The sequence below is a fragment of the Sporomusa sp. genome (assembly GCF_035561155.1).
In the GTDB taxonomy this organism is placed as follows: Bacteria; Bacillota; Negativicutes; order Sporomusales; family Sporomusaceae; genus Sporomusa.
The window spans coordinates 1-24,680 of sequence record NZ_DATMYD010000001.1 but is presented as its reverse complement, the minus strand read 5'-3'; the positions used below and the strand labels follow the sequence as shown (position 1 = coordinate 24,680).

24 protein-coding genes, 1 riboswitch and 1 other annotated feature are annotated in these 24,680 nt (G+C 46.2%); of the genes, 23 read left to right on the top strand and 1 reads right to left on the bottom strand.

The genetic code is table 11. From position 1 onward, the window contains the following. The first annotated feature begins 82 nt into the window (after window positions 1–82). Window positions 83–1,462 carry an aminotransferase class V-fold PLP-dependent enzyme gene (locus tag VN447_RS00120; RefSeq protein ID WP_325521566.1) on the top strand — a complete coding sequence of 460 codons (1,380 nt, stop codon included), beginning with the start codon at window positions 83–85 and terminating at the stop codon, window positions 1,460–1,462. A gap of 71 nt (window positions 1,463–1,533) precedes the next feature. Here VN447_RS00120 and VN447_RS00115 read toward each other — a convergent pair whose 3' ends face one another. Further along, window positions 1,534–1,938 carry a hypothetical protein gene (locus VN447_RS00115; protein ID WP_325521564.1) on the bottom strand — a complete coding sequence of 135 codons (405 nt, stop codon included), beginning with the start codon at window positions 1,936–1,938 and terminating at the stop codon, window positions 1,534–1,536. 108 nt (window positions 1,939–2,046) lie between these two features. Beyond that, window positions 2,047–2,256 (top strand) — a binding site (T-box leader). Window positions 2,257–2,307: 51 nt separating this feature from the next. On the opposite strand from VN447_RS00115, the gene leuS reads away from it, so the two are divergent. The 22 genes from leuS to sigK all read left to right on the top strand — a co-directional run bounded on the left by leuS (window position 2,308) and on the right by sigK (window position 24,469). Beyond that, window positions 2,308–4,788 (top strand): leucine--tRNA ligase, encoded by a 2,481-nt coding sequence (gene leuS, locus VN447_RS00110; RefSeq protein ID WP_325521562.1) that lies wholly within the window; start codon window positions 2,308–2,310, stop codon window positions 4,786–4,788. Between the two features lie 26 nt (window positions 4,789–4,814). Then, window positions 4,815–5,141 (top strand): thioredoxin, encoded by a 327-nt coding sequence (gene trxA, locus VN447_RS00105; RefSeq protein ID WP_325521560.1) that lies wholly within the window; start codon window positions 4,815–4,817, stop codon window positions 5,139–5,141. A gap of 210 nt (window positions 5,142–5,351) precedes the next feature. Further along, a complete protein-coding gene (locus VN447_RS00100; protein ID WP_325521558.1) occupies window positions 5,352–6,524 on the top strand; it encodes a radical SAM/SPASM domain-containing protein in 1,173 nt (390 codons plus the stop codon). 4 nt (window positions 6,525–6,528) lie between these two features. After that, window positions 6,529–7,521: a putative heme d1 biosynthesis radical SAM protein NirJ2 gene (gene nirJ2, locus VN447_RS00095; protein WP_325521556.1), complete on the top strand. Its 993-nt coding sequence runs from the start codon at window positions 6,529–6,531 to the stop codon at window positions 7,519–7,521. A 191-nt stretch (window positions 7,522–7,712) separates the two neighbouring features. Next, entirely contained in the window at window positions 7,713–8,186 is a 474-nt protein-coding gene (locus VN447_RS00090) for a cytochrome c3 family protein (RefSeq protein ID WP_325521554.1), read from the top strand. Then, complete coding sequence (locus VN447_RS00085) at window positions 8,179–9,462, top strand: ammonia-forming cytochrome c nitrite reductase subunit c552 (RefSeq protein ID WP_325521552.1); 1,284 nt, start codon at window positions 8,179–8,181, stop codon at window positions 9,460–9,462. The genes VN447_RS00090 and VN447_RS00085 overlap by 8 nt, the downstream gene beginning before the upstream one ends. Window positions 9,463–9,674: 212 nt before the next feature. Then, a complete protein-coding gene (locus VN447_RS00080; RefSeq protein ID WP_325521550.1) occupies window positions 9,675–10,805 on the top strand; it encodes a hydrogenase small subunit in 1,131 nt (376 codons plus the stop codon). 22 nt (window positions 10,806–10,827) lie between these two features. Then, window positions 10,828–12,720, top strand: a complete 1,893-nt coding sequence (locus tag VN447_RS00075; RefSeq protein ID WP_325521548.1) for a nickel-dependent hydrogenase large subunit — start codon at window positions 10,828–10,830, stop codon at window positions 12,718–12,720. Between the two features lie 21 nt (window positions 12,721–12,741). Next, a complete protein-coding gene (gene cybH, locus VN447_RS00070) occupies window positions 12,742–13,464 on the top strand; it encodes a Ni/Fe-hydrogenase, b-type cytochrome subunit (protein WP_325521546.1) in 723 nt (240 codons plus the stop codon). Between the two features lie 11 nt (window positions 13,465–13,475). Then, entirely contained in the window at window positions 13,476–13,958 is a 483-nt protein-coding gene (locus VN447_RS00065; RefSeq protein WP_325521544.1) for a HyaD/HybD family hydrogenase maturation endopeptidase, read from the top strand. Between the two features lie 25 nt (window positions 13,959–13,983). Beyond that, a complete protein-coding gene (locus tag VN447_RS00060; RefSeq protein ID WP_325521542.1) occupies window positions 13,984–14,298 on the top strand; it encodes a hypothetical protein in 315 nt (104 codons plus the stop codon). Between the two features lie 96 nt (window positions 14,299–14,394). Continuing rightward, complete coding sequence (gene aroH / locus VN447_RS00055; RefSeq protein WP_414714860.1) at window positions 14,395–14,754, top strand: chorismate mutase; 360 nt, start codon at window positions 14,395–14,397, stop codon at window positions 14,752–14,754. Window positions 14,755–15,011: 257 nt separating this feature from the next. Continuing rightward, a complete protein-coding gene (locus VN447_RS00050) occupies window positions 15,012–15,971 on the top strand; it encodes a glycosyltransferase family 2 protein (RefSeq protein ID WP_325521541.1) in 960 nt (319 codons plus the stop codon). 97 nt (window positions 15,972–16,068) lie between these two features. After that, a riboswitch (cyclic di-AMP (ydaO/yuaA leader) is annotated at window positions 16,069–16,206 on the top strand. Window positions 16,207–16,210: 4 nt separating this feature from the next. Continuing rightward, a complete protein-coding gene (locus tag VN447_RS00045) occupies window positions 16,211–16,879 on the top strand; it encodes a C40 family peptidase (protein ID WP_325521540.1) in 669 nt (222 codons plus the stop codon). A gap of 155 nt (window positions 16,880–17,034) precedes the next feature. After that, window positions 17,035–18,765, top strand: coding sequence for an ABC transporter ATP-binding protein (locus VN447_RS00040; protein WP_325521538.1), 1,731 nt, complete (start codon window positions 17,035–17,037; stop codon window positions 18,763–18,765). Window positions 18,766–19,017: 252 nt separating this feature from the next. After that, entirely contained in the window at window positions 19,018–19,980 is a 963-nt protein-coding gene (locus VN447_RS00035) for a metal ABC transporter solute-binding protein, Zn/Mn family (protein WP_325521536.1), read from the top strand. Between the two features lie 19 nt (window positions 19,981–19,999). Continuing rightward, a complete protein-coding gene (locus VN447_RS00030; protein WP_325521534.1) occupies window positions 20,000–20,443 on the top strand; it encodes a Fur family transcriptional regulator in 444 nt (147 codons plus the stop codon). Between the two features lie 16 nt (window positions 20,444–20,459). Beyond that, on the top strand, window positions 20,460–21,188 hold the full coding sequence (locus tag VN447_RS00025) for a metal ABC transporter ATP-binding protein (protein WP_325521532.1): 729 nt from the start codon (window positions 20,460–20,462) through the stop codon (window positions 21,186–21,188). A gap of 11 nt (window positions 21,189–21,199) precedes the next feature. Continuing rightward, window positions 21,200–22,045, top strand: a complete 846-nt coding sequence (locus tag VN447_RS00020) for a metal ABC transporter permease (RefSeq protein WP_325521530.1) — start codon at window positions 21,200–21,202, stop codon at window positions 22,043–22,045. A 69-nt stretch (window positions 22,046–22,114) separates the two neighbouring features. Next, on the top strand, window positions 22,115–22,684 hold the full coding sequence (locus VN447_RS00015; RefSeq protein ID WP_325521528.1) for an HD domain-containing protein: 570 nt from the start codon (window positions 22,115–22,117) through the stop codon (window positions 22,682–22,684). Window positions 22,685–22,752: 68 nt separating this feature from the next. After that, the gene (gene yyaC / locus VN447_RS00010) at window positions 22,753–23,346 is read left to right on the top strand and encodes a spore protease YyaC (protein WP_325521526.1); all 594 of its coding nucleotides are present in this window, start codon (window positions 22,753–22,755) and stop codon (window positions 23,344–23,346) included. A gap of 409 nt (window positions 23,347–23,755) precedes the next feature. Further along, entirely contained in the window at window positions 23,756–24,469 is a 714-nt protein-coding gene (gene sigK / locus VN447_RS00005) for an RNA polymerase sporulation sigma factor SigK (protein ID WP_325521524.1), read from the top strand. Window positions 24,470–24,680: the final 211 nt, after the last annotated feature.

The following is a 24,680-nucleotide window of genomic DNA, read 5'->3' as shown; positions in this document are numbered from 1 at the left end:
GGCGATTCCCCCGGCTTAACGATAGGCATACATTATATCGACGGCGTATTCGCTTAGATTATTTTAAAAGCGGGGTTGAAATATGATTTACCGTAACCCAGGCAGCTGCTTCCGGAATCTAGTGGCCGGAACTGAAACAAAAGTACCTTTAGCGAATGGCAAGTATGTTACGGCGATTAACTTTGATAACGCGGCCACCACGCCGCCGCTTTGTTCAGTATTAAGAGAAATTGCCCAATTTGCTCCCATGTATGCTTCTGTACATCGTGGTAAGGGTTATAAGTCGATTGTATGCTCTGACCTTTATGAACACGGGAGGGAGGTCGTCCGGGAGTTTGTCAATGCCGATAAACGGGACGTTGTAATTTTTACTAAGAATACGACCGAATCAATCAATATGCTAGCCTATGCCTTAGCTGCTGATGAAAAAGAGCAGGTTGTTTTATCAACGGACATGGAACATTTAGCTAATGACATGCCTTGGAGGGATAAATTCACTGTAGACTATATAGCATTAACAAGGTCAGGCAGATTATCGCTAAAGAGTTTGGAATCAAAGCTCCAGGCATATGAGGGTAAGGTAAAACTTGTGGCCGTTACTGGTGCTTCCAATGTTACCGGTTATATCAATCCAATTCATGAAATTGCCCGGTTGGTCCATACATATGGAGCCAGGATTTTTGTGGACGGTGCCCAGTGGGTGCCGCACACTTCTGTTAATATGAGGCCATATGATTCTGCAGAACACATTGATTACCTAGCTTTTTCTGGACACAAAATGTATGCTCCGTTTGGCACCGGGGTTCTTATTGGGCCTAAAGAAACCTTTGCCAATACCATTCCGGTATATCAGGGAGGTGGGGCAGTAGGTTTGGTATCGCAGCAAGCTATCGAATGGGAGGCTCCTCCTGCCAAGTGTGAAGCAGGGACTCCCAATATGATGGGTGTATTGGCTCTTATCACCGCAATAGATACGCTGTCAAAACTGAATCTCGACGACATCCACAGTTACGAACAGAAACTGATTGACTATGCCATAGGCGGGCTGTCAACCATCCCCGGCATTACGTTATACAGTATCAGGGATGGGACTGAAGAGAGAGTAAGCCTGGTATCTTTCAGCCTGGAGGGACTGCATCATAGCCAGGTGGCTGAAATCTTATCCCGGAAAGCTGGGATTGCCGTTCGTAACGGTTTGTTCTGCGCCCATCCTTATGTAGAAAAACTACTACGACTAAGTGATGAAGAAATCAAGTATTATCAAACCCATGACGACAAGAGTCTGCCAGGACTAGTACGGATTAGTTTCGGCCTCTACAACACTATCAGAGAGATCGATATTTTTCTTGAACTATTAACGCACATTGCCAGGCACCACCAATTTTACGCCCATAAGTATGGCTACGTATTAGAGCCTAATCGCTCGAACGGCGATAAAAAAGAGGAGTATCCCTACTGCTAACAACAAAACCACTTAGATCCCGAGTTCGCGGATTCTGAGTGGTTTTGTTGCTTAGTTAACTTCGCATTCATTTAATTATTAGAAGTGACTGATTTAATCCATTCCTCCAACTTAGCCAATACTTCCCCCCGGGCTGTGTCTACTTCCACCCCGCGCCATTCTTGGCCTGTCTCGCTGTCAAACCACAAATCCTTTTGCGAAAAATTTCCGGTAGGATAGAGTTTTTCTTTGGCGGCATCAAAGATACCATCAAGCATACTTTGTTTAATACTTTTCCTGATCGTACGGCAGCCGGCCTTTTCGGTAGTAGCAACCTCTATACCGTCCGGGCCGCTGCTAAGCTCAACATGGGAAAGCAGCCTGCCTTGCTGGCCGGCAGTGGAAATAGCCTGCTTGGCATATGCGGCGGCCTGCTCCCGTTTAATACTGTCATCATCTACAGTGACTCTAACATTGCCGATAATAAGCTTATACATGACGCACCTCCTTATGACTATTGTATGATTCTTTACCTGATATAGAACAGCTTTTGACAGTATGGCCATAAGTTGACTTTTGCAATTTATTGCTATATAATGGAACATACAAATCTGTAGAGGCAGAATAGTAAGTTTATAAGTGCAGTTCAGAGAGTTGGCGGTCGCTGCGAGCCAACCTGTACTATAGCTGAACTCGCTGCTGAGGAGCGACTGTGAACTTTTAGCAGCGGTCGACGCAGGCCTGCGTTACAGGCGAAAGAGTGGATGACAACTGTCATCAAGCAGGGTGGTACCGCGAGAAACCTCGTCCCTGGCGTTAGCCACGGGACTTTTTTACTATCTGTCCGAGGGGGATTGAATTACTCGATGAATGAAAAATACACGCCGCGCGAGATTGAGGCCAAATGGCAAAAACTCTGGGTTGAAAATGATGCTTTCAGCACAACTATTAACCGCCAACGTCCAGAATACTATGTTCTGGAAATGTTCCCTTATCCGTCAGGCAACCTGCATATGGGTCATGTACGTAATTACTCAATTGGCGATGTTGTTGCCAGATTTAAGGTAATGCAAGGCTATAATGTGCTGCACCCTATGGGGTGGGATGCTTTTGGCATGCCAGCCGAAAACGCCGCTATCAAGCATGGCATTCATCCATCGTCTTGGACATGGGAAAATATTGCTAACATGCGCCGCCAGCAGCAAGAACTGGGCTTATCCTATGATTGGGATCGTGAAGTGGCTACCTGTCACCCTAAATATTACCACTGGACCCAGTGGTTGTTTTTACTGTTCCTGGAACGAGGGTTAGCCTATAAAAAGAAGGCAGCAGTAAACTGGTGCAATGACTGCAATACTGTACTGGCCAATGAACAGGTTGTTGACGGTCGCTGTTGGCGCTGTGACTCGGTTGTTATTAAAAAAGACCTTGAACAATGGTTCCTTAAAATAACAGATTATGCAGATCGTCTCTTAACCGACTTGGCTGACCTCAAAGGCTGGCCTGATCGCGTAAAAACCATGCAGGAAAACTGGATTGGTCGCAGCGAAGGCGCCGAATTTAGCTTTGCTGTACCTGAGATTGACGGCAAGATTGCCGTATACACCACCCGGCATGACACTGTTTTTGGCGTAAGTTATATTGTGTTGGCACCTGAACATGTGTTGGTGGACAAGCTTATCGACGGTAAACCGGAAGAGGCGGCTGTCAAAGCCTTTATTGAACGCGTCCGTGGCCAAAGTGAGATTGCCCGCACCTCAACTGAGACTGAAAAAGAAGGCACTTTCACTGGTTCGTATGCCATCCACCCCTTTACTGGCGAACAAGTGCCTATTTGGGTAGCTAACTATGTATTGGTGGAATATGGCACAGGCGCTGTAATGGGCGTACCGGCCCATGACCAGCGCGACTGGGAATTTGCCGGCAAATATGGATTAACCAAAAAGGTTGTAGTTCAGCCAGCCGGCAAAGAGCTTAATCTAAGTGATATGACCGGAGCGTTTGACGGTCAGGGAACTATGGTCAATTCCGGAGAGTTTAGCGGTCTGGACAATGAAACAGGCAAAGTTAGGATTGCTCAATGGTTTGAAAAGCAGGGTATTGGCAAACGCCGCGTTAATTACCGGTTACGCGACTGGCTCATTTCCCGCCAGCGTTATTGGGGTGCTCCTATTCCTGTCATCTATTGCCCGGACTGTGGCACAGTACCTGTGCCCAAAGACCAACTTCCTGTCTTACTGCCTGAAAATGTTGATTTTGCCAGTGGGTCAGTATCTCCTCTGGCCAAAGCTGAAGAATTTATTAATTGTACTTGCCCAAAATGCGGCGGCAAAGCGCGGCGTGAAACAGATACCATGGATACCTTTATCTGTTCGTCCTGGTACTATTTCCGCTATACCAGCCCACATAGCACCGATGAACCGTTCAATCCGGACAAAGCTAACTACTGGATGCCTGTTGACCAATACATCGGCGGTATTGAGCATGCTATTCTACACCTTTTATACTCGCGCTTTTTTACCAAAGTGCTAAAGGATGCAGGTTTGGTTAATGTCAATGAGCCGTTTAAGAACCTGCTGACTCAGGGCATGGTTATTAAAGACGGGGCCAAGATGTCGAAGTCTAAAGGCAACGTAGTTTCACCTGAAGAAATTATCGGCAAGTACGGTGCTGATACTGCCAGAATGTTTATCCTATTTGCAGCGCCACCCGAACGCGACCTGGAGTGGAGTGATCAGGGGGTAGAGGGTGCATACCGGTTCTTAGGCCGTTTATGGCGGATTGTTGACTATTATGCACCGCTCGTCAAAGCTGAAGCGGCGGACTATGATCCCAAACAACTGAGCAAAGAAGAAAAAGAGCTTCGTCGCATCCTGCACGTTACCATCAAGCGGGTAACCGAAGATATTGGCCAGCGATTTAATTTCAACACAGCCATCAGCGCCATTATGGAACTGGTGAATGCAATGTATGCACTCAAGGAGCAGGGAGTAACGCCTCAAGCAGGTTTGGCACGAGAAGTAGTGTCAGGGCTCTTAAAGATGCTTGCGCCGTTTGCGCCGCATATAACTGAGGAGCTGTGGATGGAAACCATTGCAGAGGGTAGTGTGCACAAGCAGTCGTGGCCGACCTTCGAGGCTGCAGCTATGGAAGTGGAAGAGGTTGAAATAGTACTTCAGATTAACGGTAAGGTCCGCGACAAAGTTGTTGTTCCGGTTGGCCTGAGCGCTAAAGAGCTTGAAAAGACAGCCCTCGGACAGGGAAAAGTTCAGGAACTCATTGCCGGTAAACAGGTTGTTAAAGTAATATCTGTACCGCAGAAGCTGGTTAATATTGTTGTAAAATAGCAATAATAATATGAGGAGGCGGAAAAATGAGTGAGTTAAACATAGTAAGCATGGGTCAATTCAATGATGCTGTACTCAAATCTGACAAACCTGTTTTGGTAGACTTTTGGGCGCCCTGGTGCGGTCCTTGCAAAATGGTTGGGCCTGAAGTTGAAGCGGTCGCTAAAAAATTTGAGGGAAGAGCAGTTGTGGCCAAGGTGAATATTGATGAACAGCAAGACTTGGCTAGTCAATACAACGTTATGAGTATTCCTACACTGATCGTTTTCAAAAGCGGCAGTGAAGTGGGTAGGATTACCGGTTTCCGCCCTCAAAAAGATATCAGCGATACGTTGGAAAAAGCATTATTATAAAGTAAGCTTGAAACTCCTGGACTGGAAATCCAGGAGTTTTTTATTGCATCTGAACTTGTATTTGTCTGTAAAATTTGCCATAATTAAACTGGACTGAAACAGATATCCATTTCCTGAGAGTAGTAGGAAAGTTTGAGATGTCAGCAGGGAACAGCCTGAGACATGTCGAAATTGTTATTAAACTTAATTTCGAAGGAGACATAAACAAAGATGATAGGTTGCACTAAACTGCTTTGCGGCACAGCTACAGTGTCGGACATAGTAAAATATGGCCGTAGTTCTCGACATTTGCCGCCTCAGATGCTTCAATTTTCTTCAGACGCAACACCCATCGTCGTATGGAACTCGACTAACCGCTGTAATCTGAATTGCCAGCACTGTTATATTTGTGCTGAAGACCGTGACTATGCCGGAGAATTTACAACTGCCGAAGCCAAAGCCTTTATTGACGACTTGGCAGGGATGAAGGTACCGGTACTTCTGTTTTCCGGTGGGGAACCGCTTGTTCGTTATGATCTGTTTGAACTCGGTGCATATGCTATTGAAAAAGGGATTCGCCCGGTTATCTCGACAAATGGCACTCTTATTACGCCTGAGATGGCCAAGCGTATCAAAGCTACCGGATTCCAGTATGTCGGTGTCAGCGTAGACGGCAGCGAAGAGGTGCATGACTATTTCCGGGGCAAAAAAGGCGCATTTCAAGAAACACTTGCCGGGATTCGTAACTCAATCGCGGCTGGTAATAAGACAGGCATCCGCTTCACTGTAAACAAACTTAACTATCATACTTTGCCTGATATTTTAGATATTGTTGAACGCGAGAAAATTCCCCGTTTTTGCATGTATCATCTGGTATATGCAGGACGAGGACGGGAGATGGCTGAACTTGACACCACTCCGGAACAGAAGCGTCAGACTATTGAACTTTTGATTGAACGGACGCTTGATTTCCACCGGCGTGGGATCGAAGTTGAGATTCTCACTACTGACAATCATGCCGATGGTATTTATATCCTGCAATACTTTGAACGCACTCAGCCTGAACGCGTGCCAGAGATTAAAGAACTTTTGTCCATGCATGGCGGCTGTTCAGCTGGGCAGAAAATGGCTAACGTCGACCCGCAGGGAGAGGTTCATGCCTGTCAATTCTGGGGGCACAAGTCACTGGGTAATGTTCGTAAACAGCCATTTAGCCAAATTTGGCAGAATAATCAAGATGAATTCTTGTGTAAGCTTCGTGATAAACAGAGTCATGTCACCGGCCGCTGTGGTGAATGCCGGTATAAGAGTTTTTGCGGTGGCTGCCGGATAAGGGCCGAAGCCGTATCTGGCGACCTGTGGAGTGAAGATCCGGCCTGCTATCTTACTGATTACAAGGAGTAACTACATGATAATCTCATGGAATACCACTCAGCAGTGCAATATTAACTGTGTGCACTGTTATCGTGATGCCGGTGCTAAACGGGCAGACGAGTTAAGCACAGCCGAAGGAAAAAAACTGCTCAGCGAGATCGCGAAAGCTGGCTTTAAGATTATGATCTTAAGCGGCGGCGAACCCATGCTGCGGCCTGATATCTATGAACTCATCGCACATGCTGCTTCGGTTGGTCTCAGACCTGTTCTCGGCACTAACGGTATTATGCTTACCGGGGATGTGCCTGCTAGGCTCAAGTCTGCTGGACTGATGTGCGCCGGTATCAGTGTGGACAGCCGCGACCCTGAGCGCCATGATACCTTTCGTGGGCTTAAAGGGGCCTGGCACCAGACTATGGAAGGTATAAGGACCTGCCGGGAAGCTGGCTTGCCTTTTCAAATCCATACCACAGTAAGCAATTGGAATGAAAACGAAGTGACTGATCTTACTGACCTTGCTGTTGAGCTTGGTGCTGTGGCTCATCATATCTTTTTTCTGGTGCCTGCAGGGCGAGGGAAAGATATTGAAGATACGACATTGAAGACAGCCCAGTATGAAGCGCTGTTGACACGTATCCTTGATAAGCAGGCAGTCACTTCGATTGAGCTAAAACCTACATGCGCTCCGCAATTTATGCGCATTGCCAAAGAACGGGGCGTACCCATGCGCTATACCAGAGGGTGTCTGGCCGGAACCACATATTGCGTAATACTGCCTAACGGCGATGTGCAGCCATGTCCGTATCTACCGTTGAAAGTAGGCAATGTGCGGGAAACAGCCTTCGATGTTATCTGGCAGGATAGTCAAGTATTCAAGGAGCTTCGCCATGAACCTCTCAAAGGTGGTTGCGGCTCTTGCGGTTTTGATCAATTATGTGGCGGCTGCCGTGCTAGAGCATATTATTACTCTGAAGGAGATTATCTGGCCGAAGAACCCTGGTGCAACCGGGGAATTAGAGAAAAATAAACAAATGAAAGAGAGATTGCTCTACGGCATTCTCTCTTTTTTTATGTCCTGATAGTACAGGGGGCCAAGGCTGACTTATAGGAATGGTGACTTATTCTAGTAATGAATAAACGCTCCCAAGAATGGAAATCTAATAAAGCCGAATGTTTAGCGCGGATATGCAAAGCTTTAATCTCCGGGAGGTGGCTTTATTGAGGTGGAACAGGTACCTGGAAAAAAACAGTCTTAAGCTGATACTGCTGGGGGCACTGGCTGCCGTTGTCGGCTTTGCCATAGCGGGCGGCGGCTTAGCCTATGCTGATAAGGCTTCGTTTTGCAGCAGTTGCCACTCTATGCAGCATGTGGCAGCTACGTGGCAGGAGTCCAATCACCGTCAATTTACATGTGGTGACTGCCATTTACCGCAGGAAAACATCGTCGAAAAGTTGATTGTCAAGAATCAAACTGGAATGCACGACACTTATCATGAATTCTTGCGCGACTATCCTGACACTATTAGGCTTAGTGCGAAGGGCAGGGCAATCGTCAACGGTAATTGCCAGCGCTGCCACGCCTACACAATAGCCAATACCTTCATGTCAACTGGTGGGCAAGAGTGTACTAAATGCCACCGCGGCATGATTCATAATCAAATTGTAGTTAAGGAGGGAGTTCGCGTTGAATAAGACCCAAAAAGTTATGATTGCATTTTTAGCGCTGGTGGTGTTGTTTACTGGTGCAGTTCTCAGCAGGGTGTGGATTTTTAAACCTCAGTCCACTATCAAACTCGTTAAAATTCCGGCTGGTGAATATGACACTGAAACCTGGGGGAAAAATTATCCATTGGAATATGCCGGCTACAAAAAGAATTTGGAGATGTCTCCATCACCAACCGGTTATGGCGGCGGTGTCAAGGTGCAGAAAGCTGAGATGCAGCCTGAACTGTACACCAATTTTAAAGGCAATCCGTTCAGTAAAGACTACACCGAAGACAGAGGCCATCCTTACGCTATGGATGACTTACGTGAATCCAAGCGTATCGGTCCAGCCGCTAAGGCAGCCTGTATTACCTGTAAAACTCCGTATATTGAGCAGTTGTACAAGGAAATGGGGTGGGGCTATGCCAATAAGCCTCTCACCGAAACAATGGATAAAGCTAAGCATCCCGTTAACTGTGCTAACTGTCATGATCCTGAGACCATGGGGCTTAGAGTGCTTAACCCTGCCTTTATCGAAGCCATGCAGCGACGCGGTATTGATGTCAGCAAAGCTAACCGCGAAGAAATGCGCAGCTATGTTTGTGCCCAGTGCCATGCTGAATATTATTTTGAGCCAGGCACCTTTAAGGTTATCTTTCCGTGGGACAACGGTTTAACACCGCAGCAGATGTATGAATACTACTCAGCTAAGCCTAACGGGTTTGCCCAAGACTTTATTCATCCCGATTCCGGAGTGGCTGTTTTAAAGGCACAGCACCCAGACTATGAAGAGTGGCAAAACGGCGTACATGGCAAGTTTGGTGTTTCCTGTGCCGACTGTCACATGCCATATATGCGCAAGAGCGGACAAAAATATACTTCTCACTGGATAACAAGTCCGCTCAAAACACTGGATGAATCCTGTTCACCTTGCCATACTCAGGGAAAAGAGCTGTTATTTAGCCAGGTTAAAGCCGTTCAGGATAATGTTTGGCAGCTTCAGCACACAGCGGGGCAGCAGATTGCCAGAGCGCACGGCGCCATTCAAAAAGCCAGTGGTGTTGCTGCTGCTAACCAGACAGAACTGGCCAATGCCCGCGAACTTCTACGCCGCGCCCAGTGGTACTGGGACTATGTAGCAGCCAGCAATAGTATGGGCGCCCATAATCCTGTCCAAGAACTCAACACCTTAGGCCAAGCCATAGATTTGTCCCATCAGGCCATTGATGCCGCCAACAAAGCGGCCGGCACCAATTCTTTATAAAAACAGAAAAATAACGAGGGCGAGATTGCCACGCTATCGCTTGCAGTGATCCAAGATCAGGATGCCATTGCGAAAGGTACGACGAAGCAATCTCGCTTTTTAAATAATAATAATTTTTAAATTTATCTAAAGTATGACAGGAAACTGATAAAAAAGGCAGAATACCAAATTAAGGATTATTTGCCACTACTAATTTTTTAAGGGGGGCGACTATGGAAAAGCGGGATACCCTTTGGGAATTATTTCAGAAGAAAAATGTCAGTCGGCGCGACTTTCTCAAAACATGCGTGGCCCTGACCAGCATTATGGGCTTATCCACTGAATTTATACCTCAGGTAATTGAAGCAGCAGACAAAAAGCCGTTGCTGCCGGTGATTTGGCTCCACGGTCATGAGTGTACAGGCTGCGATGAATCTTTTATCCGTTCGCAGTCACCTCTGGCGTCTGACCTTGTGTTAAACATGATAGCTCTTGAATACATGGATGTATTAACATCTGCAGCTGGCGAGCCGTTGGAGCACCACCTGGAAGAGACGATCAAAAATTACGCTGGTCAGTATGTCTTAATCTTTGAAGGCGCTGTGCCTACTGCCGAAAACGGTATATACTGCATGGTAGGCGGCAAACCCATTCTTGAAACATTAAAACATGTCGCCCAAAATGCGGCAGCCATTATTGAAAATGGTTCCTGTGCCGCCTGGGGCGGTATTCAGGCCGCCAGACCCAATCCTACTAAATCGGTAGCTGTCAGTGAAATAGTTCGTGGCAAACCTATTATCAAAGTACCTGGTTGTCCGCCGATTCCTGAAGTGCTGACAGGCACGATCATGCATTATGTTTTATTCGGTCAGTTGCCACCTGTTGATAACCAGGGGCGGCCCAAGCAGTTCTTTGGTAACCGCATTCATGATACCTGTTACCGGCGTCCGTTTTTTGACTCCGGCATGTTTGTTGAGAAGTTTGACGATATGGCCAGTAAAGCTGGCTGGTGTCTGTATAAGGTAGGCTGTCGGGGGCCTGAGGCCTATAATTCCTGCGGCAATATGCGCTGGTGGAACGGCATGAGCTATCCTATTCAATCAGGCGCTCCCTGCGTAGCCTGCGCCGCAAATAATTTCTGGGATAATGATCCGTTCTACGAGCGGCTGCCCAATATTCCGGTACCTAATACTATTGCCAACGCCGATAAGGTTGGCGCTATCCTGGCTGGCGTGACTACTGCCGGCGTAGTGGCTCATGGTGTAGCTTCATATGTCCAGCATAAAATGCATGCGTCTAAAGAGGAAAAATCGCAGGAAGTCACGGAAGAACATAAGCCTGAACGCGGTCAGGATAATGAATAGCGGACGAGGAGGAACGGCTTAGATGAAACGCATAGTTGTTGACCCCATAAACCGGATTGAGGGCCACCTGCGGATTGAGATAAAAGTTGATGAAGCCACTGGCAAAGTCGAAGACGCGTTGTCGAGCGGCACTGCATGGCGGGGAATTGAACTGGTATTGAAAGGACGGGACCCGCGTGACGGGTGGATGTTTGCCCAGCGAATATGCGGTGTGTGTACTACCGTGCACGCTTTAGGCAGCTTGCGCGCCGTTGAAGATGCATTAGGTATTGAAATACCTAAAAACGCTAACTATATCCGCAATATAATCGCCGCTTCACAAACGGTGCATGATCATACAGTACATTTTTACCACCTGCATGCTTTAGACTGGGTCAGCCCGGTTGCCGCGCTCAAAGCTGATCCGGCGGCAACAGCGGCTCTCCAGAATACAGTACTGGAGAAATACAGTCTGAAGTTTGAGGGGCCTGTTAGTTTTGACACTAACGCCTATCCCAAAGATTTTCCCAAAGCAACCACCGCTTACTTTAGAGAAATTCAAAACAGGATTAAGAAGGTTGTCGAGAGTGGGCAGCTAGGCATATTTGCCGGTCATTACTGGGATCATCCTGACTACAATGTCCTGCCGCCGGAAGCTCACCTTATGGCCGTCTCTCATTACCTAAACATGCTTGACCGTCAGCGCGAAATTGTCATTCCGCACGTTATTTTCGGCGGGAAAAATCCCCATCCGCATTATATTGTTGGCGGCATGCCATGCTCTATATCCATGAATGATATGAACGCCCCGGTCAACACCGAGCGCCTGGCAGTAGTTGATACATCCGTCAACTTAGGTATAGACCTGGTTAATAATTTTTATGTGCCTGATGTGCTGGTCATTGGCGATCTGTTTATTAAAGCAGGCTTTGTTGACGGTGGCGGTTTGGCCGGACAGCGGGTGCTGTCGTTTGGCGATTTCCCGGACGAGCGCTACAGCGGTATTTCGAACGGAGATTATTTTAAAAATTTATTAATCAAATCTAATGGCGTTGTAGAAAACTTTGGACAGGGTGTGGCTAAGGCTACGTTCTATCCGCTGGAAGGCAAAGATTTAAGCGACCCCAATGTGTTGGCTGAAGGTGTCGAACATGCCTGGTATAGTTATCCAGAGGCCGGTAAAGATCTTCATCCGTGGAGCGGTGTTACCAGTCCTCAGTATACCGGACCGAAGGAGGGAACCAAGACCAATTGGAAATATCTTGACGAAGCCGGTAAATACTCCTGGATTAAGACTCCCAAATGGAACGGCAAGATGGCTGAGGTCGGCCCCTTGGCTAAATATATCGTTATATACACAAAGGTTAAACAAGGTATTATTCAGCAGCCGACATGGGCGGAAAAATTTATTGTCGATCAAATTGATGCCGTGTCAAAATTGTTAAATCTGCCGCCTGAAAAATGGATGCCTACCACTGTTGGCCGGACAGCTGTACGCGGCTTAGATGCCCAATTAAACGCCTACATAAGTAAATATTTCTTTGATAAACTTATTAATAGCATTAAATCAGGTGACACAACAGTAGCTAATACTGCCACCTGGGACCCGGCAACCTGGCCCAAAGAAGCTAAAGGTGTTGGCCTGCACGAAGCGCCCCGCGGCGGGCTGAGCCACTGGGTTACAATTAAAAACGGCAAGATTGACAACTATCAGGCTGTCGTGCCCTCCACCTGGAACGCCTGTCCACGCGACAGCAAAGCCGGCTATGGTGCTTATGAATCCAGCATGATAGAGACTAAAGTAAAGATAACTGAAAAGCCGCTTGAAATACTGAGGGTTGTTCATTCTTTCGACCCATGCTTAGCCTGTGCTACTCATCTATATGATAGCCAGGGTAAGGAGCTCTCAGTAGTCCGCACAGACCCGTATTTGTAAAAAAAAGGAGGAATACCGGTCATGCGTCAAGGCGCTATGAAACCCTATTACCTATTTAGCCCGTGGACGAGGATTTTCCACTGGGTTATGGTAATATGTGTATTTATTCTGTTTGTTACCGGGCTCTATATCGGCAACCCCTTTTTCCTGGGGACACAAGGAATGGAGCCAACCTTCGCCGTTAACAATGTTTTGTCCATGGAAATGATACGCTATATCCATTTTATCGCTGGTTATGTGCTGGTTATCTCCTTTATTCCGCGGATTTACGGCTTTATCATTAATCCAGGCGATAGGTTGCTCCCAAAACCATGGTCAAAGTTATACTGGACCGGGATTATGGATACCCAAATGCACTATATGTTCATACGCAGCAAACATCGGCCCTATTTAAGAAATTCTTTGGCCAGGTCAGGTTATTTAGCTGTGTATCTGATGTTTATCATCGAGGCCATTACCGGTTTTGCTATGTATTACATGGTTGAACCCAACCGGTTTCTGGCAAAAGTGTTTGGGCCTTTTGACAGCTGGCTTATTAATGAATATATGGTACATATCATTCACCACTTTGTTGCTTGGTTTATCATCCTATTTGTCATTGTGCATGTGTACATGGCTATCAGGGCTGACTTTATCGAAAAAGGCGGCGAGATATCGGCCATGTTCTCGGGTGTCAAATATATGGAGGAAGAGCCTGACGATTTAGGCGACATAATAGACACTAAGAAAAGTAAGGCAAAATAGGAGCTTCAAATATGGAAAAGATTATTGTTCTAGGTGTCGGTAATATTTTAATGCAAGATGAGGGGTTTGGCGTCCGGGTGGTTGAAGAACTCACCCGGCGCTATATATTTCCGGATAACGTTCAGGTTCTTGATGGTGGCACGCTGGGGATGGAGCTTCTGCGTTTTATCACTGGTGCTGACCGGCTACTCATCATAGATGCCGTAAACGGTGGCGGTGAGCCTGGCGAATTGTATCAGTTTGCCAATGAGGAAGTCAAAGCTTATTTCAAAAATAAAGTGTCGATGCATGAACTGGGGATTCAGGACGTGTTAGCCGCACTGGAGCTTTTGGAACAGCCTGTGAATGATGTTGTCGTTCTCGGCATTCAGCCAGCTGTCATTGATGTTGGTCTTGAACTGAGTGAAATAGTGCAGCCAGGTGTTGTTATGGCTGCGGCTAGAGTGCTTGATATTTTGCGATCCTGGGGTATAAACTGCCTGCCGCATACATAGTATTACAAATGCGGGAGGTGGGGCTGTGGATTACCGTATCCTCAACGTTGTCCTTACTCTAAAGGAAGAACCTGAGATATTTCAGGCCGAAGACTACCGATACAATCAGGAAAACAGCTGCCATGAGCTATTGATTACTGTCTTGGGCCAAAAACTATGGGTAGATACCCGGGCAGTCAAGTTAAAGAAAGTGACAGGTGCCATTTTTTGCTGGAAGGAATATGAGCAAGGTCAATATGTTGAGCTTAACCCATCAAATACCGTCTGCCCGGAATGCGGCTGGTGGCAGTGCCATTTATGCGGCTCCTGCCACTGTAACAAACCTGCTAAAAAAGGATGATGTCAAAGTAATTTACAGCACTTGCAGGAAAAAAGGTTTTTTGCGCGTATATTGTATACTATAACCTTGACTAATTCTTTTCTAGGAGTGGTGATCATGCTGCGCGGTATTCGTGGTGCAACAACTGTTACAGCCAACATTCGTGAAGAGATCTTTGAGCGCGTGGCTGAGCTTCTTTCGGCAATAGTCCAGGAAAACGCGATAGATATTGAGGATATTGGCGCTGTAATCTTTAGTTCTACCCCTGACTTAAATGCGGCTTTTCCAGCGGCCGGCGCAAGAAAGCTAGGCTGGACGCAGGTGCCACTGTTTGGAACACTGGAAATAGAGTCTCCAGACGCTGTGCCGCTCTGTATACGCGTATTAATTCTCTGGAATACTGATGCCCAGCAACGGGATATCAAACATGTTTACCTGCATGACGCTGCTAGCTTGCGTCAAGATATCAAGCTATAAAAAAGAGATTGCTAATATTAAGGCCTGCTTTGTCAAAATACAAAGCAGGCCTTAATAATTCACTCACAGATGTTAATGCTATTACCGAGTGAGTCGCGATTGAGAGGCTCACGTCCGGTTTGGGTTTGTGTCTGTATGATAAAATTGTATGATGTAAGCTGGAATTTTATTATCTTATGGTTATTTATATAGATTTTTATTGCAAACATCTGCTGACGATGTAATAATATATGGGTGGCAAAGGGGGATGGCAGGTTATGGCTTTAACTAATAAATTGGTATCGATTGTTGTGCCGGTATTTAATGAACAAGATAATATCGACAACTTTTATCAGGAAGTTGTTAAACATATGAAACAACTGGCATATGATTTTGAACTTATTTTTATCGACGATGGCTCGAGTGACGCTACACCGCTCATTCTAGAGCGGTTATCCAATGCGGATAAGAGGGTGCGAGCACTAATTATGGCCCGTAATTTTGGCCATCAGGTGGCCTTGACCTGTGGCTTGGATCATGCAAAAGGGGATGCTGTAATTACTATGGATGGCGACATGCAGCATCCGCCAGAGATGCTCCCGCAGCTAATTGCCAAATGGGAAGAGGGTTTTCAGGTAGTCCAAACAGTAAGGGTGAATACTGAGGGTGTTTCCTGGTTTAAAAGCTTTACTTCAGGAATGTTTTATAAATTAATGAATGCTATGTCCAATGTACGGGTAACTGAAGGCGGTTCTGATTTTCGATTACTGGACAGGAAAGTGGTAGATAGTTTTTGTCGTTTTCGGGAACGTGCCAGATTTATTCGCGGCATGATTAGCGCGATCGGTTACCGTCAAACCAAAATAGAATTTGTTGCCCCAAAACGATTTGCAGGGCAATCTAAGTTTTCTTTAAAAAGAATGCTGCATTTTGCCCTTGACGGTATTACGGCCTATTCTAAAACTCCACTCCGTTTTGCATTCTATGTCGGCATAGCAATGGGATTTGGCAGCATTATTCTGACCCTGCACGTTCTCTATATCAAACTATTTACCAGCGAGGCTGTGCCAGGCTGGACAACAATTACCGCCAGTATTTTACTCTTAGGCGGCTTGCAATTAGCCGGGATCGGTATTATCGGCGAATACATCGGGCGGATTTTTGAAGAGGTAAAACAGCGTCCACTCTACTGGCTCAGGGCCGAGCTCAGCCAACAAAAGGAAAAAAGCGACGAATAAAATTTTTTAGTAAAACTGTTTTGTTGCCCTAATAATTGTAAAAATAACACGATTTTGGGCAGGAATTTTTAAATTTAAACAGAATATAACATATTGAGCATGTAGAAAGCCGAATCCAGCTCAAGTACGGGGGAACCAATTTATGGGGTGAAACTTGATAAGCGTCAGCTTTTCAAGTAGGGTGCCTGCAACCCTAACCCGTCAGCTAACCTCGGAGGCCAGCGAGAGGAGAAACCAATTTGCAAAAGTTTTTCGGGTTTATTGTCGCTTTTTGTTTCTTTTTTGGAACCGCTGCTTTCGCCTACGCTTCGGGTACATATGAAGCCGGTGACCAGGGATCAGATGTTGCCGCCATTCAATCACAGCTTAATAACCTTGGCTTTAATGCCGGTGCAGCTGATGGTGATTTCGGCGACGTAACGGTCAACGCTGTGAAAGCTTTTCAAAAGGCCCGTGGCCTTGAAGCCGATGGCGTAATCGGACCGCAAACCTATCGTGCCCTAATGGGGCGGGATATCCCTGTTAGCCGTGATTCTTCCACAACTTCAGTACGGCGTATCATTCAGACCTCGATGCGTTATACAGGAGTGCCTTATGTGTTTGGTGGGACAAGCCCGAGCGGTTTCGATTGTTCAGGTTTTACTCGCTATGTATTTGCGCAAAGCGGTGTGTATTTGCCGCGAATGGCTGACGAACAGTTTGAGAGTGGACGAGCTGTATCGTATAGCCGTCTCCAGCCTGGTGATTTGGTGTTCTTTAGCACCTACGCTCCAGGAGCATCCCACAGTGGCATCTATATGGGTGATGGTAAATTTATAAGCGCTACGTCTAGCCGCGGTGTTGCCATTGACCGTATGGACAGTAGCTATTGGGGTCCGCGCTACGTCGGTGCCCGCCGGGTGATGTAAACTAACAGAAGGGAAGGCATTGTCGGCCTTCCCATTTTTATTTAATCTAAGTCTATATATTTTGCAGGATTTTTTTATAAATGCTTGTATTTAACTATAGTAATTGACACAATATAAGTGGTCATGTTACGCATTATTGCAGTGGAGATATATTTATGTTTACTTTTTACTGGCGCAAGTTCATAGTGCCCTACTGGCTACTGGCTCTAACAGCGGTAGTGTGTTTTATAGTTGCCAGTGCAGCCGGTTTGGCGGCGCCGTTGGTAGTCAAGCTGCTGATTGATGATGCGCTGTCTGGTGGCAATATCGCGTTTTTGAACTTTATCACTGCCGGGATATTGGTGTTGTACCTTATTCGTGGTTTGTTTTCCTATTTTTACGGTTATGGTATGGCTAAGGCTGGTAACAAGATGCTGGCTAGGCTGCGGCAGGATATGTTTAGTAAACTGCAGTCATTGGATTATGCATATTTTATGAAGATGCCGTCTGGAGACCTTATTTCGTTGTTTACCAATGACCTTTTGTTTATTCAACAGGCGATTACTGTAGGTATTCCTGACGTCATTGTTGAATCGCTTAATCTTTTAGCCATTATGGCGATCATGATTTATTTTGATTGGGAATTGGCGATGGTTACTTTTGCCACCCTGCCCTTTATTATTGTAGCAATTAGCTGCTTTAATAATAAGATTGGCCGTTTAGGGGCGCTTGTTGAGCATACTTTGGCTAAAGTGACGGCCATTATTCAACAGTCGGTAGTATCGGTTATGATTGTGCAGAGTTACGCCCGGGAAGATTATGAGTATCAAAAATTCAGCGACAAGATTCAGCAGGCAGCTGGCGATTTGCTTAAAGCCCAACGCTTAAGCGCGATATTGGTACCGCTGGTAGAGTTTCTTGCCGCTATCGGTTTGACGATTATCGTTTGGTACGGCGGGCGGGAAGTTATTAACGGGGACCTTACTATCGGCGGCATGTTTGCTTTCCTTGTCTACATCATCAATGTGCCTATGCCTGTACGCAAAATCAGTCAGGCCCTGACTCAACTTAAATTGGGCTTAGTTGCCTGGGAACGTATTAGCAGTCTGCTTAACGAGCAAATGCCAACAGTGGCCGATGGTCATTACGAGTTGCCCCAGGCTCAGGGACGGGTGGAATTTAAAAACGTTTCCTTTGCATACCGGGAGGGTCAACAAGTACTCGATAATATTAATGTGATAGCGCAGCCAGGCGAAGTGATAGCCATCGTCGGGCCGAGCGGTGCAGGAAAATCTTCGTTTGCCAATCTGCTTTTGCGGTTTTACGACCCGGGGACTGGCGAGATCTTTTTAGACGGTGTCAATATTAGGGATCTTAAGATTAGTTCACTGCGGCGGCATATCGGTTTTATCCAGCAGGAGCCTATATTATTCAATACTTCAATCTTGGAAAATATTCGTTATGGTCGTCCGGCCGCTACGATGAGCCAGGTTGACCAGGCAGCCAGACTGGCTAATGCGTATGACTTTATTATGGAGTTGCCGCAGGGCTATAACACGGTTGTCGGAGAATTAGGGGGCAATCTTTCCGGCGGTCAGCGGCAGCGTATCGCGATCGCCCGGGCTATCATTACCGAGCCAGCGATACTGCTCCTAGATGAACCGACTGCCGCGCTTGACTCTCATACTGAAAAACAGGTTATGGCCGCGATCAGGCAGGCGGGGGCTGGACGAACAAGCTTTATCATCACCCATCGCATGTCTACGATCATGGCTTCTGATCGCGTGGTGTATTTAACCGGTGGCAAGGTAATAGAAACAGGCACCCATCAGGAGCTCATCGCTCAGGGCGGTTTGTACGCCAGGGCGTTCGAACTGGGTGACCTTAAAGTACGTATAAATGAGTAAAATAATGGAAATAACTTATAGCGGCAGATAAATTTGCCGCTATATTTTTTTATCCTGTTAGAAAGTGATAACTTTCTCCTTGATAAGGGCAACATCGGCTTCCGCTTTCGCCAAAGGCTCGGCGCAAGCCGTGTTTTCTTTATTTGAATAAGAATAATCTTATTAAGGGACAGGCAAGAGTTGACAGTTGTAAGATAGCCTGATAACATCTACATAGGAATATTCTTATTAAAAAAATTAGGGAGATGTAAAATGAAAATAAAAGTGCTTTTTATGGCTATAATTATATTGGGTGTTATGCTTGTTTCTGGCTGCGGTCAAAAAGCGGCTGCACCAGGAGACTCGGCTGCGCAGACACCAAAGATGAAAGTATTAGCCAGTGTTTATCCAGTGTATGAATTTGTTCGTCAGGTGGGCGGGGAAAAGGTTGAAGTAGCGATGCTGGTTCCGGCGGGAGCTGAGCCTCATGAGTGGGAACCGTCAGCGAAGGATTTGGTCAATGTTAAAAATGCCAAACTGTTTTTCTTTCATGGTGCCAACCTTGAACACTGGGTTGCTAAAGTTACAGCCAAAGATGTGATTGGTAGTACAACCCCTGTTGAAGTCAGTAAAAATATTAAACTACAAGAGGGCCGTGCCCATAGTCATGATGCTAAACATGAAGAAAAGGTTAAGCATGAAGAAGAAGATGAGACTGATCCTCATGTCTGGCTTGATCCCCTCCTGGCTCAAAAGGAAGTAACAAATATTGCTGAGGCACTTGCTGTCACCGACCCTGCCAATGCGAACTACTACAGGGAGAATGCTGTTAAGTACAATACTGAACTCCAGAAAATTCATGAAGAATATCAGAACGGTCTGCAGAATGCAAAAAGCCGGATTATTGTTACGAATCATGCTGCGTTTGGTTACCTGGCAGCCCGCTACAATCTGGAGCAGGTAGCTATTATGGGTTTATCGCCTGATGCCGAGCCAACTCCGGAAAAAATGGCTGATATCGTGAAGCTATGCCGTGAACAGCAGGTTAAATACATATTCTCTGAAACGATTGTTAGCCCCAAAGTAGCCGAAACACTTGCTAAAGAAGCCGGTGCCAAAGTGCTTGTGCTACATCCGCTTGACGCACTTACGCCTGATGAGCTGAAGCAAGGCAAAAATTATCTCACGCTCATGAGTGAAAACCTCACCAATCTAAAACTGGCTATTGTGCAGTAGAAACAGAGGGAGAACGCATATGACTCTTAATAGTGCAATAAACGCCGTGACTGTAGTCAGCCGACTTAAAGATAAAGGCTACCGCATAACAGCACAGCGTCAGGCTTTGGTGGAGAAGCTGATAGAGTCAGACAAAGCTTTATCGGCCTCAGAGATTTGGGAAAAGCTTAAGGTACAATATAAAGAGATAAGCTTAGATACTGTCTACCGTAATCTGCACGTGCTAGTGGATTTAGGAGCACTTATCCCAATAAACGCTATGGGAAAAGACAGTGTGCGCTATGAATTGGTGTTCACAAGCCACCATCACCACATTGTCTGTGTTAAATGTGGGAAGTCTCAGTGTATTGACTTCTGCCCCGTAGATCCTCAGCTGATTATAACGTTAAAAAAACATGGCTATGAATTGGTACGCCACAACCTGGAGTTATTTGGCGTATGCCGCCAGTGCAACGCTTCTTAAGGAGTCTATTATTATTATGACTGAAATTAAATTAAATAACATTACATTTGGTTACAACACCGAAATGATACTAAACAATATATCCTTTACCGTACAGCAAGGCGAATTTGTCGTTGCGGTAGGACCAAACGGGGCAGGCAAAAGCACTCTGTTAAAGATTATTGCCGGACTGATTGAACCTGTTGCCGGTCATGTCTTGATTGACCATCAAAGTATAAGCGTGGCTGCCCGGCAGGGAATTATTGCTTATGTGCCGCAGCATTATGCCCAAAATACAGCTGCGTTTCCGGCGACCGTAGAGGAAATTGTCGCGCTTGGGCTTGCTAGTACCCCTGGGAAAATAAAAGCCAAAGAAGCTAAACACATTGTTAACCATATGCTGGAAATGGTCGGCGCTGAGCAACTAAAGGGCCGCCGGATTGGCGAACTGTCAGGAGGACAGCAACAGAGGGTTATGGTAGCTCGGGCTTTGGCTGGCAATCCGCAGCTTTTGTTGCTGGATGAACCTACTAGTGGTATTGATTATGCTGCGAGTGCAAGGATTTATGAGCTGCTTGGCCAGCTTAACAGTTCGTTGGGCATTACGATTATTATGGTGTCGCATGATATCGAAAATGCCACCCGCTTTGCAGCCAAAGTGGCCTGCATCAACCGTCATCTATGTTTCTTCGGTGACAGCGAAGAGTTTCGTTCCAGTCATGCCAGCATGCGACATTTATGGTATTATTCCGGGTTCACCGGTTAGGAGGGCGTACTATGCCATTAGTAGAAATGTTTCAATATGATTTTATGCAGCGGGCTTTTTTGGCCGGGATTTTCACTGCCGTCATATGCCCGCTGTTAGGCATGTTCGTTGTAGTGCGCCGACAGTCATTGATCGGTGACGGACTGGGGCACATTGCATTTGCCGGAGTGACGGGCGGATATCTTGCAGGGATTTATCCGGCAGCAGGAGCCTTTGTTTTGACTATTGCCGGGGCGGTAGGCATTGAACTAGTACGGCGTCAGCGTACCCAGATGGCTGACACCGCTTTGGCTGTTTTTTTCTATGCGGGAATAGCGTTGGCTATTATCTTCAGTACCATTACCCGTATGCCTAGCGCTGGGTTGCTAGGGTTTCTATTTGGCAGCATTTTGACAGTCTCTTGGCAGGATGTTATGGTTATTGCCGGATGCGGTCTTGCTGTCATGGCTTTTGTTTTCAGCAATTTCACCAGGCTTATCCTGGTCTCTTTTGACGAAGACGTAGCCAAGGTTGCGGGTATCCGTACCGGTGCGGTTAATATGGCACTAAGTATTGTTACTGCCATAACTGTTGTCACTGGCATGATGGTGGTCGGTATTCTTATGGTAAGCGCTCTTATGATTGTGCCAGTGGCAGCGGCTGAGCAATTGGGAAAAGGCTTTAAGGCTACGATGGCTTGGGCGGTAGGGCTGGCTATATTGTCTGTAGTCAGCGGATTAGCAGCCGCTTTTTATTTAGACATCGCTCCAGGCGGCTCAATCATTATTACTACGATTATTTTTTATATAACAATTGCCGTTATCCGGCAGGTCCGCTATACATGGCGCTGCACCGGACGGACACAAAATTACACTTAACTTGTCTTTTTCCGGATAAATTTGGTATAATTAGGATATCTTTACTATACATAACAAGGAGGTCCTACCGTGAATTATAGCAGACAACAAGCTTGGGAGCTTTTGCGCCAGCATGTGCAAAGCGATGTATTATTGAAGCACTGTCTGGCGGTTGAAATTGCCATGCGGGCTTATGCCGCTAAATTTGGCGAGAATGTCGAATACTGGGGTGCCGTGGGGTTGCTCCATGATGTTGATTTTGAAAAATACCCGAATGACCATCCCCATCATGCGAGAGAAATACTTACTGCTGCCGGGTATAACAGTCAGTTTGCCACAGATGTTGAAACTCATGCCCGTGAGTGGCCTCAGGAACGTACGCTATTGCAAAAAACACTACTGGCTGTTGATGAGTTGACTGGCTTTGTTATTGCCTGTGCATTGGTACGCCCAGATAAGAATCTGGACAACCTGGAAGTAAAGTCGGTAATGAAGAAAATGAAAGACAAGGCATTTGCCCGCGCTGTTAATCGCGAAACCATAATCACGAGTGCAGAAGCTATGAATGTCGATTTGAAGGAACACGTCGAGTTTGTTACTAAGGCGTTAGCTCAGGCAGTAAAAATGCCTGAATACCAGGAGCTGCCGCTAGTAGGTTAACAGAATTAAACATAAACCGGACAGGAGGTGCATACAGATTAATGAGGACAGCTAAGAGGAGAGAGATAATGGCAAAAAACGTTCTGAATAAGCTAACCGTTAATCTATATGAGACTGACATCCGGGAAAAACTCTATGAGCATCTTATGATACTCTTAAAACGCCAGGAAGGGCTAAGTTTGAGGCCGCTTGTGGCGCTATGCATCGGGTCTGACCGCTATACCGGCGATGCTCTTGGGCCGCTTATCGGCACCCATCTTGAAGAACACACCGAATGCAGTGTTTATGGAACGCTTGATCATCCCGTTCATGCCGGTAATTTTGTTGAAACTTTAAACATTATTAATCACCGCTATCACCACCCACTGATTATTGCCATTGATGCCTGTCTGGGTAAATCACATGAGATTGGCAACATTGAGATCTGGCAGGGCGGACTTGCGGCAGGCATTGCGGTTGGCAACAGGCTGCCCACGGTAGGTGATATTTCGGTGATCGGGGTAGTGAATGCGCAAAGCCAGATAGGCTACCTAGACCTCCAGAGTACCCCCTTGTCGAAAGTGATGAAATTGAGCAAAGCCATCAGCGAGGCGCTTGTTGATGCTGTCAACACCGTAATCATTGAGGCTATGCCGGCATGCACTCAGTCTGCCGCTAAATGAATTAAAAAATAAAGAAAACACGGCTTGCGCCGAGCCTTTGGCGAAAGCGGAAGCCGATGTTGCCTTTAGCCAGGAGAAAGTTAACGTTCTATTAGGATAAAAAAGCGAGATTGCTACGCATATGTGCAGCAATCTCGCTTTTTTGAGTTATCTTAATCCTCAGGAAACATTCTGTTCCACAGCATATACAATACTATTAACGTTCCTGCAAAAAATAAGCCAATATCGGCAATGTAACGTTCCATAACAAATCACGCTCCCCGAATTAGCATATATTTCTTATCTGGATTATATTCTACTTGAGGGAGAGGCGCAAGGCCAGACAAATAAATATTTTTTGCTGGCAGGCACATTCGACTTGTCTCCCCCATAAAATTTAACCGACAGACTTTTGGGGGTGAATGACTGCATGGGCCTTTCGTTTATCATGGTATTGGCAGCTTCGGTAATTAAAGGCATCACCCTGTTAGTGTCTTATATCGCCAACAATACCTTTCCCTTGCCGTTGTCGGAAAAAGATGAGCAGATTTATTTACAGCGGCTAAAGAATGGGGATGAAGACGCTCGCAATGTCCTGATTGAACGTAACTTGAGACTGGTAGCTCACATTGTAAAAAAATTTGATAACACCGGTGAAGATGTTGATGACCTTATTTCCATTGGCACTATCGGCCTCATCAAAGCCATCAACACCTTTGATCCGGCAAAAAAAATCAGGCTGGCTACATATGCTGCCCGGTGCATTGAAAACGAAATCCTCATGCACCTCAGAAGCACCCGGCGTATCCGTACTGAGGTCAGTTTGTATGACCCGATTGGGGTCGACAAAGAGGGAAATGAGATCACTCTAATCGATGTATTGGGCACAGCGCCCGACGTTGTAGGTGAAACTGTCGAAAACCTATGTGAACAGGAGCGCTTGAGCCGGGAAATCCACCGGCTGACTGTCAGGGAGAAATGGGTGCTCGAAATGCGTTTTGGTATCCCAAATGGCAGTCGAAAAACTCAGCGTGATATTGCCAAAATCCTTGGGATTTCCCGCAGTTATGTCAGTCGGATTGAGAAACACGCCATTAATAAACTGGGGAAGACACTGGCGGCGGATGAACATCCGCAGAAGTAATTATAAGGGTAGTCTTTTTTACAAACAATGTGAATGCGTTAATAGCCGGTAATCATAACAACCATGAAAAGTGAATAATATCTTCAGAATGAGCCGCGCGTGTACTCAGTGAGAGCCACCCTGTGCATCAAAGAGAGCCACTGTATTCATCATGGGAGCCACCTTTCAATTATTGATGACTCCCATGGATTTTAGATTAGTTAATTCTTAT

Bases quoted from the DNA above. Each gene is read 5' to 3' on its own strand.
- yyaC (WP_325521526.1), top strand. From the start codon at position 22,753: ATGGCAAAAAACGTTCTGAATAAGCTAACCGTTAATCTATATGAGACT.
- VN447_RS00065 (WP_325521544.1), top strand. From the start codon at position 13,476: ATGGAAAAGATTATTGTTCTAGGTGTCGGTAATATTTTAATGCAAGAT.
- VN447_RS00025 (WP_325521532.1), top strand. From the start codon at position 20,460: ATGACTGAAATTAAATTAAATAACATTACATTTGGTTACAACACCGAA.
- VN447_RS00075 (WP_325521548.1), top strand. From the start codon at position 10,828: ATGAAACGCATAGTTGTTGACCCCATAAACCGGATTGAGGGCCACCTG.
- sigK (WP_325521524.1), top strand. From the start codon at position 23,756: ATGGGCCTTTCGTTTATCATGGTATTGGCAGCTTCGGTAATTAAAGGC.
- VN447_RS00080 (WP_325521550.1), top strand. From the start codon at position 9,675: ATGGAAAAGCGGGATACCCTTTGGGAATTATTTCAGAAGAAAAATGTC.
- VN447_RS00030 (WP_325521534.1), top strand. From the start codon at position 20,000: ATGACTCTTAATAGTGCAATAAACGCCGTGACTGTAGTCAGCCGACTT.
- nirJ2 (WP_325521556.1), top strand. From the start codon at position 6,529: ATGATAATCTCATGGAATACCACTCAGCAGTGCAATATTAACTGTGTG.
- VN447_RS00020 (WP_325521530.1), top strand. From the start codon at position 21,200: ATGCCATTAGTAGAAATGTTTCAATATGATTTTATGCAGCGGGCTTTT.
- trxA (WP_325521560.1), top strand. From the start codon at position 4,815: ATGAGTGAGTTAAACATAGTAAGCATGGGTCAATTCAATGATGCTGTA.
- VN447_RS00120 (WP_325521566.1), top strand. From the start codon at position 83: ATGATTTACCGTAACCCAGGCAGCTGCTTCCGGAATCTAGTGGCCGGA.
- cybH (WP_325521546.1), top strand. From the start codon at position 12,742: ATGCGTCAAGGCGCTATGAAACCCTATTACCTATTTAGCCCGTGGACG.
- VN447_RS00040 (WP_325521538.1), top strand. From the start codon at position 17,035: ATGTTTACTTTTTACTGGCGCAAGTTCATAGTGCCCTACTGGCTACTG.
- leuS (WP_325521562.1), top strand. From the start codon at position 2,308: ATGAATGAAAAATACACGCCGCGCGAGATTGAGGCCAAATGGCAAAAA.
- VN447_RS00035 (WP_325521536.1), top strand. From the start codon at position 19,018: ATGAAAATAAAAGTGCTTTTTATGGCTATAATTATATTGGGTGTTATG.
- aroH (WP_414714860.1), top strand. From the start codon at position 14,395: ATGCTGCGCGGTATTCGTGGTGCAACAACTGTTACAGCCAACATTCGT.
- VN447_RS00115 (WP_325521564.1), bottom strand. From the start codon at position 1,938: ATGTATAAGCTTATTATCGGCAATGTTAGAGTCACTGTAGATGATGAC.
- VN447_RS00050 (WP_325521541.1), top strand. From the start codon at position 15,012: ATGGCTTTAACTAATAAATTGGTATCGATTGTTGTGCCGGTATTTAAT.
- VN447_RS00100 (WP_325521558.1), top strand. From the start codon at position 5,352: ATGATAGGTTGCACTAAACTGCTTTGCGGCACAGCTACAGTGTCGGAC.